The organism is Streptomyces sp. NPDC001292 (genome assembly GCF_042896465.1).
Taxonomy (GTDB): Bacteria; Actinomycetota; Actinomycetes; order Streptomycetales; family Streptomycetaceae; genus Streptomyces.
Genome location: NZ_JBIAXG010000062.1, coordinates 21,577 through 38,063, shown reverse-complemented (window position 1 = coordinate 38,063; position 16,487 = coordinate 21,577). Strand labels below are relative to the sequence as shown.

Here is a 16,487-nt window from a genome sequence, read left to right as displayed (position 1 = left end):
ATCGGGATCACCGTCAACCGCAACGCGATCCCGAACGACCCGCGCCCGCCGATGGTCACCTCGGGCCTCAGGATCGGCACGCCGGCCCTGGCCACGCGCGGCTTTCAAGGGGAGGACTTCCGCGAGGTTGCCGACATCATCGCCGAGGCCCTCAAGCCGTCGTACGACACGAAGGCGCTGAAGGCCCGCGTCACCGCCCTGGCGGAGAAGTACCCGCTCTACGGCCGGTGAGTGCGACACGCCCCGCAGGGGCATGCCCGCGCGATGTCTCCCCGGGTTTCCGGGCATGCCGGGACAGGGCCGCCGTACTGCCCCGGCACCGCCGGTGCAGAACCTGTGGACCTGCTGTCGCTGCGGCGGGCGAGAGCTCGGTTGGGGTGCGGGCCGGCGTCGACGAGGCGGTAACCGTAAGATGGGCGGCCGCCGAGCGCGGATGCTACCGGTGGTCCTCTCGCAGTTGGGCGTTCATCCCCCGCTTGAGCGCCTGCGGTCCGTGCCAGCCGTCGTTCCAGCTGTCCGTTCGGGAAGATCCCGCCATGATCGGTGATCAGCTGCAGGCCGGTCGGCGCGCCCGTCGGGGAGCCGAAGACGACGAAGTAGGTGCCGATGATGAGGATGAGCACCGGCGCGGCGACCTTCACGAGGGCGAACCAGAACTCGAGCTCGCCGCAGACCTTGACCGAGATGCCGGCCTGTGCTTTGCGTTTCGTTGAGTTTTCTTTGCCATTTGTTGAAGCGGTGTCCATGCCTCACTCCTAGCGTGCGGAGCGCGCGACTCCGCTGCCGACCGGCAGTGGAGCAGTCACGAATCTCTCGTGGAGTGTCCGTGGAACGTCGCACTTTCCTGCGCGGAGCCGTCATCGGCACCTCGGCCGCCGCCTTCGGTGGAACCCTCATGCCTGGTGCCGTCTACGCGGCACCGGCCCAGAACGGCCCCGGCCCCTACGGTGCGCTGGGCGCGGCCGACGCCAATGGCATCCAACTGCCTCAGGGGTTCAGCAGCCGGGTCATCGCCCGGTCCGGCCAGAAGGTCTCCGGCACCTCGTACACCTGGCACAACGCCCCCGACGGTGGCGCCTGCTTCGCCGACGGCACGGGCTGGATCTACGTGTCCAACTCGGAGATCAACCCCGGCGGCGGCGCGAGCGCCGTCAAGTTCAACTCCTCGGGTACCGTCACCGGCGCCCATCGCGTCCTGTCCAACACCAGGCAGAACTGCGCGGGTGGTGCCACCCCGTGGAACACCTGGCTGTCCTGTGAGGAGGTCAGCCTCGGCTACGTGTACGAGACCGACCCGTGGGGTGTGAACGCCGCCGTCCGCCGCGACGCGATGGGCAAGTTCAAGCACGAGGCGGCCGCCGCCGACCCGGTACGCAAGGTGATCTACCTGACCGAGGACGAGAGCAACGGCTGCTTCTACCGGTTCATCCCCACCACTTGGGGCGACCTGTCCTCCGGCACCCTGCAGGTGCTGGTCGCCGGCACCGCGACCTCCGGGTCGTTCAGCTGGGCGACGGTGCCCGACCCGGACGGCTCGCCGACCGTGACCCGCGACCAGGTCTCCGGCGCCAAACGGTTCAACGGCGGCGAGGGCTGCCACTACGCCAACGACACCGTCTGGTTCACCACCAAGGGCGACAACCGGGTCTGGCAGGTCGACCTGACCAGCAGCACTTACGAACTCGCCTACGACGACAACCTGGTCAACCCCGGCCCCGCCCCGCTCACCGGCGTCGACAACGTCACCGGCTCCTCTTCCGGCGACCTGTTCGTCGCCGAGGACGGCGGCAACATGGAGATCTGCATCATGACGCCGGACAACATCGTCGCGCCGTTCCTGCGCATCACTGGGCAGTCGGCCTCGGAGATCACCGGACCGGCCTTCTCCCCCGACGGCAAGCGACTGTACTTCTCCAGCCAGCGGGGTACGACCGGCACCTCCTCAGGTGGCATCACGTACGAGGTCACCGGCCCGTTCCGCGCATAGCCACGCAATGACTGGAGGGCCTGGAGACGGGCAACCCCGACCACTCCGGGCCCTCCGGCCACCGACCCCGTTCCTGTTCCCCGGCTGTCGTGAGGGTGATGATCCCGTCCAGGGTTTGGACGATGAACTGGTCGAGTTCGTCGATCTGCGGGGTGGGCTGGTCGCCAGTGCCCAGCAGCACCCGCAGCAGCCGCGCGTGGTGGCTCGAACTGCTCGGCTGCTCCCGCTCAGGGGAGTCCGGGCCAAAGATGTGAGGGAGCGAGTGCCGGTCTCGCCGTGCGGGGCCGGATGGGGCACGGCGATCCCCGGCGCGCGATTGTCCGTGTGGGCTCGGACCGGGGGCTGGCCGTCACAACCATCCGTTGCGCTGGGCCTGCAGGGCCAGTTGGAAGCGGTTCGCGGCGCCCAGCCGGGCCATCAGGACCTGCAGGCGGCGGAACAGCGTGCGGCGGCTGATTCCCAGCTCGCGGGCGATGACGTCGTCGCTCGTGCCGCTGGCCAGGAGCCACAGCAGACGGCGGTCGGCGGGGGGCAGACCGCCTGGGCGGGTCGTGCCGCCGTGGAGGGGCAGAGCGTGCTGCCACGACTGCTCGAACAGCGCGATGAGGGCGGAGAGCAGACCGCACGGCTGTACGACCAGCATGGTGTTGTGCACGTCGACCTCTTTGATCGACAGTGACACCAGAGCGTATGCCTCGTCGATGATCAGGAGTTTGACGGGGACGGACGGCAGCACTCTGGCCTGCTCACCGGCGTTGATGCACGGTTCGATGATTTGTCTGAGGTGGTCCGGGCGTTCCAGCGACTCGCGGGAGTACACGACGCGTTGCGTGACACCGCGGGCCAGCGTGGCCAGTGCGTCGTCGGTGGCACTGGCCACAGGGAAGTAGGGGGGCGACTCGAGCTGCCGGATCTGGTGGCGGGCGCTGGCCCAGGCTTGGCGCATCCTGGGGCCGATGGCGTTGCCAGTGACGATCTCGACGAGGTGGTCGTTGTGGGCCGCGAGCCGCTGGCGCCGGAACGAATCGAAGGCGCCCGCGACCGCGATGCGGGATTTCTCGACCTCGGCCGCACGGCGCCGGGCGAGGACCTCGAGACCGGCCGCCGGAGCCACCGGCGCCACCACGTCCTCGTCCCTCTCGGCGGCACCGGCCAGGCCGGCGTCGACGAGCTCGCCGTACGCCGTGGCCAGGCCCGGGCTGTCCAGACCGGCCGCGGCGGCGATGTCGCTCAGCGGCGCGGGGGCCAGCTCCAGCAGGGTGAGATAAACCCGGGCCGCCGCCTGACCGACGCCCAGGAGCCGCAGTGCATCGCCGAGATTCGCGTTCGTCACGAGCCACATTATCGACGGCCGTGGCCGGCCAGGCGTGGCGGATCTGTGCCAGTGGCACCACTGGGCACCATGCGTGGGCATCGCGGTATAACGTCGCCGAGCCGTCGGCACGTGGCGGCGCGCGACTCCCAGGAAGGCGGACGCAGTGGCGAAAGGCCGCAAGAACGGTTTGTACTCAGGGATCTCCGACGAACTGTCCGCGTTCATGCGGACGGGATGGGCGGACACCGAGAGGCGCGAGCTGACGCTCGAGGAGCAGGCCCCGTACGCGGCCGCGCGCCGGGCCGCGCTCTCCGCGCGCTTCCCGGGTGAACGGCTCGTGATCCCTTCGGGGAACCTCAAAGTCCGGTCGAACGACGACACCTACCCGTTCCGGCCGTACTCGGGCTATGTGCACATGACCGGCGACCAGGCCCGGGACGGTGCCCTTGTCCTCGAACCCCGTGCGGACGGCGGCCACGACGCCTACTGCTACCAACTCCCGCGGGACAGCAGGGACAACAACGAGTTCTGGACCGGTGCCACAGCAGAGCTGTGGATGGGCCGGCGTCGCTCCCTCGCCGAGGCGCAGCGCGTGCTCGGCCTGCCGTGCCGAGACGTCCGCACGGCGGCCGGCGAGCTGGCAGCCGCCTCCGGCACACCGACCCGCATCGTCCGCGGTATCGACCCGTCCCTGGAGGCCGCCGTCGCCACCGAGGCGGAGCGCGACGCGGAGCTGGAAGAAGCCCTCAGCGATCTGCGCGTCGTGAAGGACGAGTGGGAGATCAAGGAGATCCGCTCGGCCGTGGACTCCACGGTGCGCGGATTCACGGACGTCGTCAGTGAGCTGTCGCGGGCGATCGCCTCGTCCGAGCGGTGGATCGAGGGAACCTTCTTCCGCCGCGCCCGCCTTGAGGGCAACGCCGTCGGCTATGGCACGATCTGCGCTGCGGGTGAGCACGCCACGATCATGCACTGGACCGAGAACGACGGACCGGTGCGCCCGGGGGAGCTGCTCCTGCTCGACGCGGGCGTGGAGTCGCGCACCCTGTACACCGCCGACGTCACGCGCACTCTGCCGATCGGCGGCACCTTCACCCCCGTCCAGCGCAGGGTCTACGACGCGGTGTACGAGGCCCAGGAGGCGGGCATGGCGGCCGTCAAGCCGGGCGCCGCGTATCGGGACTTTCATGAGGCGGCCCAGCGTTCCCTGGCGGCGCGGCTGGTCGAGTGGGGTTTCATCGAAGGGCCTGCCGACCGCGCGTACGAGCTGGGCCTCCAGCGCCGTTTCACGATGGCCGGTACCGGTCACATGCTCGGCCTGGACGTCCACGACTGCGCGCAGGCCCGGACTGAGGAGTACGTCGACGGCGTACTGGAGCCGGGCATGGTGCTCACCGTCGAGCCCGGCCTGTACTTCCAGCCGGACGATCTGACCGTGCCTCAGGAGTGGCGCGGCATCGGCGTACGCATCGAGGACGACTTGCTCGTCACCGCCGATGGTCACGAGAATCTGTCGGCGGGCCTGCCGCGGTCTGCGGATGAGGTCGAGGCGTGGATGGCCCGGTTCGCGGGCTGAGCACATCGAGAACCGGGCCAAAGGCAGGGCCGCCGTCCGGCGAGCCTGTCCTCGCGTGAACCCCTCACGCAAGAGCGAGCGGACGAGCCGGCCGGCGGGAAGCGCAGATGGACCCCGCAGGGGGCGGCGCCCGCCGGCGGGCGCGCCACGGGCCGCGCAATGTCCTCGAGCAGATCGGCCCCGAGGACGCCGACGAGTACCGCGAGGCCGGCGCCAGGACCGCCGAGGCCGAGGAGAAGCTCAAGAAGGACATCGGGAAGTCGGCGGCCACCGCGCGCAAGACCAGCCCGGCCGCCTTGGCCTGGCTGGCCAGGTCGGCCGCGATCTGCGGTTTCGTGCGAAAGCCCGGGGCGTTCTCTCCACGGGGGAAGTGATGGGCCGGGGTGTAGGGGCGGGCGTGCACCGGGTAGTAGACGCGCTCGTCCACCCAGTAGGTGGTCACCGTGACCACACCACGGTCGGTCTTCCCGACCGAGCCGAGATACTGCTTGCCCACGTGTGCCGTAGCCGTCCCGTCCTTGCGGTCGCCGGAGTCATCGACTACCAGTACGCGGCCCGGGTGTGGGGGGCCGGGTCAGCCATCAGCAGTTCCAGACGGCGGGCGCTGACCGCTTCCTGGCTCCAGGTCGACTCGGACAGGAAGAACTGCAGCCGCTGCACCGCCGCATGCTGGGCACCGGCCACCGGTTCGGCGCCGGTTAAACAGGTCAGCGTCTTGTTGCGATCGCGGGGCAGCAGCAGTCCCGCCAGGTATTCGCGGCACCCGCGTCGCTGGGCCAGCGTCCCGAAGAGATCGTCGAACCGGGCGGCGTACGCTTCCAGTGGACCGGGTGCGGGCGGACACGGCAGCCCGCTTAGTCATCTCAGGCTCTCCAGGGCGTAGTTGAAGTCTTCGCCACACGGCCTACTCCCGCCCGGACCCGCCGTCAACAAACCACCGCCAGATGGTCAAAACCGGGCGAGCGTGACCATCTCATGGCCCTGGGGGCCGATACCGCCCCCGGCAGAGCGGTCTGCCGCAGCAGATCCCCGACGCCCGTTCCCGCGATCTATAGGCAAACGCAGTTGGTTCGGGTAGCTACTGGTCTTGGACGCGTTCAATCGCCATGGCTTCAATGTGCATGTGCGAGATCGCAACCCGGTCTTCACCGTTTGTCAGGCGAGCAGACGTACGGCCCCGCCCCATTGCTACGGCCCATCGCATCTGTCTTCTCGCCCCTCATGTCCCTCACCGCGAGGAATGTTCATGACTCAAACGATGTCGGCAGCACCGACCACAGCCTCAGCGACGAAGACCGGTGCGTGGTTCGTCACCGTGCTGTTGGCCCTGTTCATGCTGATCAATTATGCAGACAAGGCCGTGCTCGGCCTTGCCGGGAAGAACATCCTGAAGGATCTGGGAATCACGGCTCAGCAGTTCGGTGTCATCCAGAGCGCCTTCTTCTGGCTCTTCTTCGCGGGAGCCATCCTCCTGGGCATGCTTTCCGCCAAGATCGGACTGCGCTGGCTTCTGGCCGTCCTCATGCTCGTCTGGGTCGGCACCATGGTGCCGCTGCTCGGGACCGTCAGCTTCACCGTGCTCATGCTCTGCCGACTCACCCTGGGCTTCGCTGAGGGGCCGGCCTATGCGCTCGCCAACCACGCCGCCTGTTCGCGGTTCCCAGCTGACAAGCGGGGGCTTCCCCTGGGGATCGTCTCGGCCGGGGCCTCCCTCGGCCCGGTCCTCACGGCGCCGGTCCTGACCTGGGTCATCGTCAGGTGGTCGTGGCACGCCGCCTTCGCAGTGCTCGCTGTCGCAGGCATGATCTGGGCGGTCCTGTGGTTGGTGTTCGGCAAGGACACCCCCGCCGAATCGGCTGCTGCGCGGGGCGCGGAGCCCGAGGCCGTCGAGGTCCCGCTCACGGCGCTCATCAAGAGCGGCACGCTCATCGGTGTCGCACTGCTCATGTTCTTCGGGTACTGGTCGACGACCTTGAAGGTCGCCTGGCTTCCGCTCTACCTTTCGGACGGCCTGGGCTACTCCACTCTCGCGACCGGGCGCCTGGTCATGATTCCGTACGCGGTGGCCGCGATCGGGTCCATCTCTGCCGGCGCACTCTCCACCCGTCTCCTCGCCAAGGGCGTGTCCCGCCGAGTGGCGCGCGGATACCTGACGGGCGTACTCGTCCTCGCCTCCGGCATCGCAATGTGCGGCTTCACACTCGTCGGTCGAGGCATGCTGCAGATGGTGCTGATCACCTTGGCGTTCTCACTCAACACCGCCTCCTACGCGGTTGCCGTCACCGCTGTCGCCGACGTCGTGCACCCGCGCAAGCGAGGTACGGTCATGGGCGGCCTGGTCGCGGTGTCGAGCATCGCCGGCGTCATCTCACCCTTGGTCCTCGGGTACTTCGTCGGGCATGCCGCGAACAAGGTCGCCGGATACAGCCAAGGCTTCGCCCTCGTGGGTGTGCTCATCGCCGTCGGCAGCGTCTTCGCGACCTTCATGGTCCACCCGGAACGCGACCTCGCCAAGCTTCGTGCCCGAGTCCAGGACAGCGCCCGAGTTCAGGAGTGTGCCCGATGACCAAGCCGCTGGATGGTGTCCGCGTCATCGACTTCGGTCAGTTCATCGCAGCGCCCGCTGCCGCGCAACTCCTCGGTGACATGGGCGCGGACGTGATCAAGATCGAGCCCGTCCATGGCGAAGCGGCCCGAGTGATCGGCGTGCCCGGCCAGGCCATGCTCAACGCCTACAGTCGGAACAAGCGGGGCATTGCGCTGGACCTGAAGGATCCCCGCGGCCGACGGATCGCGCAGGAACTGATCGCCGACGCCGACATCGTGGTCCAGAACCTCCGACCTGGGGCGATGGAGTCCCTGGGCTTGGGTGCCAAGGCGGTGCGCTCCAGACATCCGGGGATCATCTACGCCACGGTCAGCGGTTTCGGCCTGCACGGGCCCTCGAGGCTCCGGGCAGGTCTGGACATCGCGGCACAGGCCGAGAGCGGCATCATGTGGGTGACCGGTGAGCCGGACCGGGAGCCCCAGAAGGTCGGCTTCCAGGTCGTCGACTCGGCCACCGCCTACGTCTGCGCCCAGGCCGTCCTCGGCGCCTACATCCGGCGTCTTCGCACCGGTGAGGGCGACGAGGTCGAGGTCTCCCTCCTCGAGGTCGCCGTCCACCTGCAGGCTCCCAACTGGGGTACCTACCTGCTGACCGGCAAAGAACCTGTCCGTACCGGAAACGGCCAGCCGGCCCTCGCCCCAGCGGCTGACGTCATGCCGACCAGTGATGGCGCCCTGGTCGTCTCCGCCTATTCGGACGCCCACTTCGAGCGTCTTTGCCGGTTGCTGGGACGACCGGAACTGGCCGTGGACGAGCGCTTCGCAACGAACAGCGCGCGCGTCCACAACCGCCCCGAGATGCTCGGCGAGCTCCGCTCCGAGTTCGCGACGATGACCGCAGAGGAGGCCATGAGCCTGCTGGCGGACAATGGCGTCGTGGCCGGCCGGATCAACACGTACGGCCAGGCCATGGCGAGCCCGGACGTCCAGGCGTCCGGAATCTTCATCGACGTGACTGACGCGGCGGGCCACGGGACGACCACACTCGGTTCGCCGTGGCACCTCGGCAGCATCCCCGAACTGCCGGGGAACGGAGCCCCCGAGCTCGGCGGGCACACCGCTGAAGTGCTCACCGAGCTGGGCTACGACCTTGCCGCCATCCGCGAGCTCGAATCCGCGGGAGTCGTCCGCTCGTCCGGCGTCGACCGGACCCAAGCAGGCATGGCGTCCCACCGCTGAGAACCCACCGCACCGATCCGCCATTCCAAGGAGTACCGCATGGAACGAAACCTGTTCGATCCAGAGCACGACGCATTCCGTGCCACCGTCCGCCAGTTCATGACCAAGGAGGTGGCGCCCAACATGCCGGAGTGGGAAGCGGCAGGAATGGTTCCCCGCGAGCTCTTCAAGAAGACCGCCCAGATCGGTATCAACGGCATGCAAGTACCCGAGGCTTTCGGCGGCGCCGGCGTCGAAAGCTTCTTGTTCAACGTCATTGTGTTCGAGGAGATCGGCTACGCCGCCGCGTCGCTCGGTGGTCTGCAGGTGCATCTCAACACTGTCCTGCCGTACTTCCTGGAGTACGCCAACGACGAACAGAAGTCGCGCTGGTTCCCCGGGTTCGCTGACGGAGACCTCATCGCGTCCATCGCCATGACCGAACCCGGAACGGGGTCGGACCTGGCCGGGATCACCACCACCGCCGTGCGCGACGGGGATGACTACATCCTGAACGGAGCCAAGACGTTCATCACGGGCGGGATCAACGCGGACCTCGTCATCGTGGTCGCGCGAACCTCGCGTGACGTCGAGAACCGGCGTCACGGGCTCTCACTCCTGGTTGTCGAGTCCGGCATGGAAGGCTTCGTCCGCGGACGCAACCTCGAGAAGCTCGGCCTCAAGTCCTCGGACACGGCGGAGTTGCTCTTCGACGACGTCCGGGTGCCCGCCCGTAACCTGCTGGGAGCGGAAGGCGACGCCTTCGCCATGCTCACCAGCAATCTGGCCCAGGAACGGCTCTCCATCTCGATCACCGCACAGGCGACCGCGACAGCGGCACTGCACCTGGCGATCGACTACGTCCGGGAGCGCAAGGTCTTCGGACGGAGCCTCGCGGACTTCCAGAACACCAAGTTCGTGCTGGCGGACTGCGCCACCGAGCTGGAGGCCTCCCAGGCGCTGATCGACCGGGCCATCGTCGGACTGGACGCCGGCACCCTGACTCCGGCCGACGCGGCCAAGGTGAAATTGTTCGCGACCGAGACACAGGCCCGTGTCGTCGACCGTTGCCTGCAGTTGCACGGAGGCTACGGCTACATGCGCGAGTACCCGATCTCGCGACTGTACGCGGACGCCCGCGTCACTCGGATCTTCGGCGGCACCAGCGAAGTGATGAAGAGCGTGATCTCCAAGTCCCTGTCCCTCTGAGTCCGGCACCACGACGAGGCTTCGCCGGCCTGGTGGAAGCACCTCCCGGAAAGCCGCTTGTCGCAGCCGTAGAAGGCGCGGCCGTCGCCGGCGGGTTCGAGATCGTACTGGCAGCCGACCTCGTCGTCGCCTCGACCACGGCCACGTTCGGCCTGCCCGAGGTCAAGCGAGGGCTCGTCGCCGCTGCCGGCGGACTCAGCCGTCTGCCCGAGTGGGTACCGCGGGCGGTCGCGCTGGAAATGGTACTGACCGGCAACGTGCTGGAAGCCTCGGAGCTGCACCGGTTCGGGATGATCAACCGCCTGGTGCAACCCGGCCAGGCCCGCGATGCCGCAGTCGGGCTGGCCCAGCAGATCGCCGCGAACGGCCCGCTCGCGGTCAGGGCCGGCAAGCGGATCATCACCGAGTCACCCGGCTGGACGCCGTCGGAGAAGTTCGAACGAACCCGTCAGATCGCCATGCCGGTAATCCAGTCGAACGACGCCCGCGAGGGGGCCGCTGCGTTCGCCGACCGTAGGACTCCCACGTGGAGTTCGAACTGAACCTCGCGATCAGAAACCCCAGAGGAGGGAACAACCATGCGTGACGCCGTCATCGTCGAAGCGGTTCGCAGCCCGGTCGGGCGGAGGTCGGGGGGACTCGGGGAAATGCACCCGGCCGACCTCTCAGCCGCTCTGCTGAACGCGCTGTCCGAGCGGTCCGGGATCGACCCGGCCATCGTCGAGGACGTCATATGGGGGTGTGTCGCCCAGGTCGGCGAACAGGCGGGCAACATCGCCCGCAACGCGGTCCTGACGGCCGGCTGGCCCGAGAGCGTCCCCGGCACGACCATCGACCGCCAGTGCGGCTCGAGTCAGCAGGCGATTCACTTCGCTGCCGCATCGGTCATCTCGGGCCAGTGTGAGGTAGCCGTCGCCGGAGGCGTGGAGAGCATGTCCCGGATTCCGATGGGATCGGCGCGACGGGCCGGTCCGGGTGTGCCGTCCAGCAGTCGGTTGCTGCGCCGTTACGACGGTGTCGAGTTCAGCCAGGGTGTCGGTGCCGAGATCCTGGCCGAGCGGTACGACCTGAGCCGGATCTGGCTCGATCAGTACAGTCTCGAATCGCACCAGCGGGCCGCCACGGCCGTCGACCAAGGCCGTTTCACCAAGGAGATCGCCTCGATCGAGACGCCGGACGGATCGGTGGTCTCGATCGACGAGGGGATCCGACGCGACTCGGGCATGGAGAAGCTCGGCGCCCTGAAGCCGGCATTCGATGCCAACGGTCGCATCACGGCGGGGAACTCGTCGCAGATCTCCGATGGCGCCGCCGCGGTGCTGGTCACGACGAGCGAGCGGGCACGGAGCCTCGGACTGACCCCACTGGCCCGGATCCACACCGCCACGGTCGTCGCGGACGACCCCGTCACGATGCTGGCGGGACCCATACCGGCGACTGCCAAGGCGTTGGGGCTGGCCGGCCTCGGCCTGGACGACATCGGAGCCTTCGAGGTCAATGAAGCTTTCGCCAGCGTCGTCGGAGCCTGGCTGAAGGAGACCGGGGCTCGGCGGGAGCTCGTGAACCCGAACGGCGGAGCCATCGCGCTCGGTCACCCCTTGGGCGGTTCGGGAGCGCGGCTGGCGACGACGTTGCTCCACCACATGCAGGCAGCAGATATTCGATACGGGCTCCAGACGATGTGCGAGGCCGGAGGAATGGCCAACGCCACGATCTTCGAGAACCTCGCCCCTGGCGCGAAGTACTAGTGCCCCAACAGGCAACGTTCGCCCCGTCGCGACGCCCGGCACGCACTCTCGCCGCACCGCCCGAAAGCCCAAGTACGCCCAGTACGAGGACTTCCGGTCGGCACACCGAGAGCACGCACCGGACGCCGCTCCTCAACGGGCAAACGCTGCCTGCCGGGGCACTAGAGGGACACGGCATCTTCGGACCGAGGAGAACCTGGTCCCTGGGTCGCCCGCACTCGCTGGTCAGCCTGGCCAAGGAGCGGGCCGGTGCCGAGCCGAGGGCCATGGACACCAGGCCGGTCCCCTCGGGCTCGCCTTGAAGCGGGCCGGTCGGCTCTCGATGAGCTGGACCTGGAGGACGACGACTTGCGCGGCACGGATGTACTGGGTACGTCGCTGGTTCTGGCGAAGGCCATCGAGCACACGGGTTACGACCTGGTGGTGTGCGGTATGGCGTCGACGGACGGTGCGATGGGTGTGCTGCCGGCAATCCTGAGCGAGCGGTTGGGCGTGCCGCAGATGACGCTGCTGTCCGAACTGACCGTCGCGGGCGGCGTGGTCACTGGCCGCCGGGACGGCGACTCCGCCAGCCTGCAGCTGCAGGCCCCCCTGCAGGCAGTGGTCTCGGTGACCGACCAGTCCGGTGAGGCGCGGCACCCGTCGTTCAAGGGGATCACGGCGGCGAAGAAGAAGCCAGTGGAGTCCTTGGACAAGGAGGACCAGCAAGGCCCACGCCGTTGCCGCACCGGCGTTGTTCATCCTCCGGCTTCATCCGAGCCGACCGCGGTGGCGTGCATCGACACTCACCGTCCGTCCACATCCGCGTCGACACGCCTGAGCCGGAATAATACTCTTCGCGCATGGATCTGCGTCAGATGGAGTACTTCCTCGCAGTTGTCGACCACGGGGGTGTCAACAAGGCCGCGGCGACTTTGCGGGTGGCGCAACCCTCCTTGTCGCAGGCCGTTCGCAAGCTCGAAAAAGACCTTGGTGTCCAGTTGTTCCATCGGGTCGGCAGGAGGCTCGTCCTGGCTCCGGCGGGGGAGGCGCTCGTCGGCCCAGCCCGCATGATTCTCCGCGAGGTCGATGCCGCGCAAAATGCGGTCCGGGATGTGAGTGAGGTACGCACCGGTCGTATCGACATCGCTTCCATGTCTGACCTGTCCACGGATCCGCTCTCTGTCTGGGTGGCCAAGTTTCGAGCACTGCATCCGGATATCAGGTTCCGGATCGAGGAACGCGATGATCCGGCCGACGTCATTGCTCTGGTCAAGTCTGGGGCCTGTGAGCTGGGAATTCTCTCTGCACCCGGGTCCGGCTCCGACCTGGTGGCAGAGGACTTGGTGGACCAGCGACTCGTACTCGTCAGCCCCCCGGGCACCGAGCGTCAGTGGCCGGCCCGCGTACCGGTCAGCGCCTTGTCCGGTGTTCCCTTGGTGCTGGGAGGGCATGGCACCGTGATGAGGGACTACATCGAGGAAACGCTCCGGAGCCATGGCGTGGAACCACGCATCGTCGTGGAGGTCCGGCAACGCGGTGCCGTGTTGCCGATCGTTCTGGCCGGCGGCGCCGTCGCCATCGTCCCCCTCCGTGTGGCGTTGGATGCCCGACACCGAGGTGGCGTGCTGAGAGAGCTCACCCCCGGGCTGTCGATGGGGATCGGAGCGGTCCGACGGCCTGCCAAGTTGACCGAAGCGACATCGCAGTTCCTGGCAATCTCGAAGCGGTCGCTGAACGACTGGGTTCGAGCCCTCGAACGACGCATGGCCGACGGTGACTCACTCATCGATGCCGCCGCGGGAACGGCGGACGAGACAGATCGACGAGTACGCCAGGCCAATCTCGACGCTGAGCAGCCGTTGTCAGGGCACAGGTAGACCCGTTTCGTGAAGCTGAGATCCGTGTGACGGGCCCAGACGGCCACCACCGAGTCGAGGTGCCACGTTCACCTTCATCTTGCCCCAGCGGCAGGCCGGCGGGAGCGCCGCGTGCTGACACCCCAGTCGTGGAACCAACCCGACCTCGCTCGCGCCCGACCGGAGCTCTCACTCACGACCCGCAGCAACGCCTCGACTTGATCATCGTCGTTGGCGGCAGCGCAATCAGCAACTCGACCAACGATACGATCGGATGCCGTCCACATCACTGCCGGCAGACGGCGGACTCGCACGAGGCCCGGTACTGTATCGTCCGCGCGGTCGGTGTTGATGTTGGCCGACGACACCGAGCGAGGAGGAGGGCCGCGGCTTGGCACGCAAACGGACGGAGGACCTGCCTGACCTGTCCGGGCTGCTTCTGCCCCGCGACCAACGGATGGCGGCTGTGGAGCAGTCGGTCCTCAGGCATCGCTCCAGCACGCAGGTGGCGGTCTCCCTGCCCGAGCAGATCGCTGCCCGGCTGGCCTGTGCCATCACCTTCGACCTCGTGCATGCCGGTCAGCGCCTGCTCGAGCAGGACATCTGTGAGGTTCTCGGCGTCAGCCGGGCGCCGGTCCGTGAGGCGCTGCGCATCCTTGAGCGAGATCGGCTCATCGAGTTCCAGGCACGGCGGGGCGCGCTCGTCACCGCGCCGACAGTGGACGAGCTGCGCAACGTCTTCGACGTTCGGATCGCGTTGTACGGGATGCTCCTTCGGGAGGAGATGTCTCGTAATCCCAAGCGGCTGGCCGCAGTCCTGGATGCCCACATGCCTGCCGTCGAGAGGTCGGTCACCGAGTCCACCGATGCTTATGCGACGGCGACATTCCTGCTGAACTCGGCGATCTCGGCTGCGGCGAGCAACCGGACCCTCGCGGACCTGCTGCAGTCCGTCTCCATCCAAACACTCCGATATGTGCGTTTGGGATTGGCGCACCACCCGGAGAACATCCCACGGTCGCTCGAGAGCTGGCACGCCCTTCGCGACGCGGTGGCGGCGGGCGAGGTCGCCCCCGTGGTCCGGATCGCGGAGGACCGCATCGAGCGAGTCCGTGATGCGGCCCTGGAAGCCCTCGAAGCCCCCCGCACATCGGACTGAACCGGGTTCCGGCCCATGGGGTTGACAGCAAACACACCCTCCTTATTCTTGTCGACATCAATCTCTAAGCGAGGTTGAGTCCGTCCTTGTCGACGTCGATCTCGGAGGATGCCATGGCCCTTAAGATCACACCGCTCACCGGGTCGATCGGTGCGTCGGTCGAAGGGGTTCGCCTGATGGAGGACCTTGACGACGCAACGCTCACTGTGCTTCGGGACGCGTTCCTGGAGTACTGCATGCTCGTCTTCCGAGGGCAGCACCTCGAGCCGCCGGCGCACGCGAAGTTCGCCCGCTGCTGGGGGGAGCCGGTCGTGACGGCCATGCTCAACCAGCTCCCGGACGCTCCGGGGGTCGTCCAAATCACCGATGTCAAGAAGGAGACCACAGCCACCGAGGCGTGGCACTACGACGCGGCCTTCGAGGCGGTCCCGCCAAAGATCTCGATCCTCTCGGCCGTCACCATTCCGGTGGGTGGCGACACCCTGTGGTCGAACCAGTACCTCGCTTTCGAGCGGCTCTCACCCGATCTGCGGCGCGTTCTCGAGACCCTGCGAGTGCGCTTCCGCGGCGTTCGACTCGGCCGCATGCTGGGCGTTCCCGAGGCCGAGCAGCCCCAGGCGGTTCACCCCCTCGTCCGCACGCACCCGGAGACCGGGCGCAAGGCCCTCTACGTCGGTCATCTCGAGAACAGCTGTATCGAGGGCTGGACCAAGGAGGAGAGCGACCCGCTCATGAACTTCCTGTACACCCAGTCCGTCACCCCGGACAACGTGTACCGGCACATGTGGCAGCCCGGTGACGTCGTGATGTGGGACAACCGCTGCACGATGCACTACGCCGTCCACGACTACGGCGACCAGCCGCGGGCCCTCAACCGGATCACGCTCCACGGCGAGGCCCCGGTCTGAGCCACCGGGCATTGTGCTTCTCATGATGCGTTCCTCGAGACGGAGACTGCCATGACCTCCATCAACACCAAGGCGCCCGATCCCACACGGGTAGTCGGAGCCGCCGAAGGGCAAGGTTCCCCGTCCGCTCCTCGTAGGCGAGGACGGCTCAAGGTGCGCGTATGGCAGGTCATCCTGCTGCTCACCTGGCTCGGCCTGTGGCAATGGACCACCAGCGCGGGGGTCCTGGACCCCGTTCTCTCGAAGACCCCCGGGCAGTCCTGGCACTACGTCGTGACCGCCGCACAGTCCGGGGAGCTGTGGTCCAACACCAAGTCGACGATGACCGCGGTCCTTCTGGCCTGGGTCATGGCGGGTATCGCCGGCGTCATCGCCGGGCTCGCGTTGGGCCTTCTGCCCACCGGCGAGCGGATCCTTACGCCCTACTTGGAGGCCATGAACTCCATGCCGCGCATTGCGCTGGCGCCGCTGTTCATCGTGGCGTTCGGAATTGGGCTGTGGGCTAAGGTCGCCCTTGCCTCGACCCTCGTCTTCTTCATCGTCCTGTCGGGGGCGCGAGCAGGGGTGCGGTCCGCCGACGCGGAATGGCTCCGGTTGTCGGCCGTCCTCGGAGCGAACAACTTCCAGCTGTTCACGAAGATCTTCTTGCCCGTCGCGACACCGGCCATCTTCGCGGCCCTGCGTCTCGGCCTCATCTACTCACTGCTCGGTGTCGTGGGATCCGAGCTCATCTCCGCCAAGGACGGTCTTGGCCAGCTGATCGCGAACTACTCCAACATATTCCAGATGGAAGCCGTGTACGCGATTCTCATCCTGCTGGCCTTGATCGCCGTCATTCTCAATCAATTCATGGGCGCCATCGAGGCACGACTGCTCAGTTGGCAGCCCCCGGAAGAGCGGTGAGTGCCATGACAGCCCGATCTCACATGTCCGAGACGAGCACCGCCACGACTGAGACACCGTCTCACGAGAGCGGCGAGCG

General features: G+C 67.6%; 15 protein-coding genes and 2 pseudogenes. 13 read left to right on the top strand and 4 right to left on the bottom strand.

The window, feature by feature from the left end; all coding sequences use genetic code 11:
* A pseudogene (locus ACFY4A_RS38160) lies at positions 1 to 231 on the top strand (serine hydroxymethyltransferase); the annotation flags it as partial.
* Here ACFY4A_RS38160 and ACFY4A_RS38155 read toward each other — a convergent pair.
* The gene (locus ACFY4A_RS38155; protein WP_390833915.1) at positions 219 to 746 is read right to left on the bottom strand and encodes a hypothetical protein; all 528 of its coding nucleotides are present in this window, start codon (positions 744 to 746) and stop codon (positions 219 to 221) included. The pseudogene ACFY4A_RS38160 and the gene ACFY4A_RS38155 sit on opposite strands and share 13 nt — an antisense overlap.
* 80 nt (positions 747 to 826) lie before the next feature.
* On the opposite strand from ACFY4A_RS38155, the gene ACFY4A_RS38150 reads away from it, so the two are divergent.
* Complete coding sequence (locus ACFY4A_RS38150; protein WP_390833914.1) at positions 827 to 1,987, top strand: alkaline phosphatase PhoX; 1,161 nt, start codon at positions 827 to 829, stop codon at positions 1,985 to 1,987.
* A gap of 349 nt (positions 1,988 to 2,336) precedes the next feature.
* Here the strand turns inward: ACFY4A_RS38150 and ACFY4A_RS38145 are convergent, their stop codons facing one another.
* Positions 2,337 to 3,329, bottom strand: a complete 993-nt coding sequence (locus ACFY4A_RS38145; RefSeq protein WP_390833913.1) for a LuxR family transcriptional regulator — start codon at positions 3,327 to 3,329, stop codon at positions 2,337 to 2,339.
* Positions 3,330 to 3,465: 136 nt separating this feature from the next.
* Between ACFY4A_RS38145 and ACFY4A_RS38140 the strand changes: the two genes are divergently transcribed.
* Positions 3,466 to 4,878: an aminopeptidase P family protein gene (locus tag ACFY4A_RS38140; RefSeq protein WP_390833912.1), complete on the top strand. Its 1,413-nt coding sequence runs from the start codon at positions 3,466 to 3,468 to the stop codon at positions 4,876 to 4,878.
* A gap of 64 nt (positions 4,879 to 4,942) precedes the next feature.
* Here ACFY4A_RS38140 and ACFY4A_RS38135 read toward each other — a convergent pair whose 3' ends face one another.
* Both ACFY4A_RS38135 and ACFY4A_RS38130 read right to left on the bottom strand, forming a co-directional pair.
* Complete coding sequence (locus tag ACFY4A_RS38135) at positions 4,943 to 5,425, bottom strand: transposase (RefSeq protein WP_390833918.1); 483 nt, start codon at positions 5,423 to 5,425, stop codon at positions 4,943 to 4,945.
* A complete protein-coding gene (locus ACFY4A_RS38130) occupies positions 5,419 to 5,616 on the bottom strand; it encodes a hypothetical protein (protein WP_390833916.1) in 198 nt (65 codons plus the stop codon). The genes ACFY4A_RS38135 and ACFY4A_RS38130 overlap by 7 nt, the downstream gene beginning before the upstream one ends.
* A 508-nt stretch (positions 5,617 to 6,124) precedes the next feature.
* Here ACFY4A_RS38130 and ACFY4A_RS38125 point away from each other — a divergent pair.
* The 10 genes and pseudogenes from ACFY4A_RS38125 (at position 6,125) to ACFY4A_RS38080 (ending at position 16,408) form a co-directional block, all read left to right on the top strand.
* Positions 6,125 to 7,444, top strand: coding sequence for an MFS transporter (locus ACFY4A_RS38125; RefSeq protein WP_390833911.1), 1,320 nt, complete (start codon positions 6,125 to 6,127; stop codon positions 7,442 to 7,444).
* A complete protein-coding gene (locus ACFY4A_RS38120) occupies positions 7,441 to 8,664 on the top strand; it encodes a CaiB/BaiF CoA transferase family protein (RefSeq protein WP_390833910.1) in 1,224 nt (407 codons plus the stop codon). Before ACFY4A_RS38125 ends, ACFY4A_RS38120 begins: the two co-directional genes overlap by 4 nt.
* A 39-nt stretch (positions 8,665 to 8,703) precedes the next feature.
* A complete protein-coding gene (locus ACFY4A_RS38115) occupies positions 8,704 to 9,852 on the top strand; it encodes an acyl-CoA dehydrogenase family protein (protein ID WP_390833909.1) in 1,149 nt (382 codons plus the stop codon).
* Positions 9,853 to 9,884: 32 nt separating this feature from the next.
* A complete protein-coding gene (locus ACFY4A_RS38110) occupies positions 9,885 to 10,394 on the top strand; it encodes an enoyl-CoA hydratase-related protein (protein WP_390833908.1) in 510 nt (169 codons plus the stop codon).
* Between the two features lie 36 nt (positions 10,395 to 10,430).
* Positions 10,431 to 11,600, top strand: coding sequence for a thiolase family protein (locus ACFY4A_RS38105; protein WP_390833907.1), 1,170 nt, complete (start codon positions 10,431 to 10,433; stop codon positions 11,598 to 11,600).
* A 333-nt stretch (positions 11,601 to 11,933) separates the two neighbouring features.
* Positions 11,934 to 12,302: pseudogene (locus tag ACFY4A_RS38100) on the top strand (electron transfer flavoprotein subunit beta/FixA family protein); the annotation flags it as partial.
* A 140-nt stretch (positions 12,303 to 12,442) separates the two neighbouring features.
* Positions 12,443 to 13,459 (top strand): LysR family transcriptional regulator, encoded by a 1,017-nt coding sequence (locus tag ACFY4A_RS38095; RefSeq protein ID WP_390833906.1) that lies wholly within the window; start codon positions 12,443 to 12,445, stop codon positions 13,457 to 13,459.
* A 370-nt stretch (positions 13,460 to 13,829) separates the two neighbouring features.
* On the top strand, positions 13,830 to 14,597 hold the full coding sequence (locus tag ACFY4A_RS38090) for a GntR family transcriptional regulator (protein ID WP_390833905.1): 768 nt from the start codon (positions 13,830 to 13,832) through the stop codon (positions 14,595 to 14,597).
* Between the two features lie 113 nt (positions 14,598 to 14,710).
* The gene (locus tag ACFY4A_RS38085; RefSeq protein ID WP_390833904.1) at positions 14,711 to 15,505 is read left to right on the top strand and encodes a TauD/TfdA dioxygenase family protein; all 795 of its coding nucleotides are present in this window, start codon (positions 14,711 to 14,713) and stop codon (positions 15,503 to 15,505) included.
* A gap of 153 nt (positions 15,506 to 15,658) precedes the next feature.
* Positions 15,659 to 16,408, top strand: coding sequence for an ABC transporter permease (locus tag ACFY4A_RS38080; protein WP_390833903.1), 750 nt, complete (start codon positions 15,659 to 15,661; stop codon positions 16,406 to 16,408).
* Positions 16,409 to 16,487: the final 79 nt, after the last annotated feature.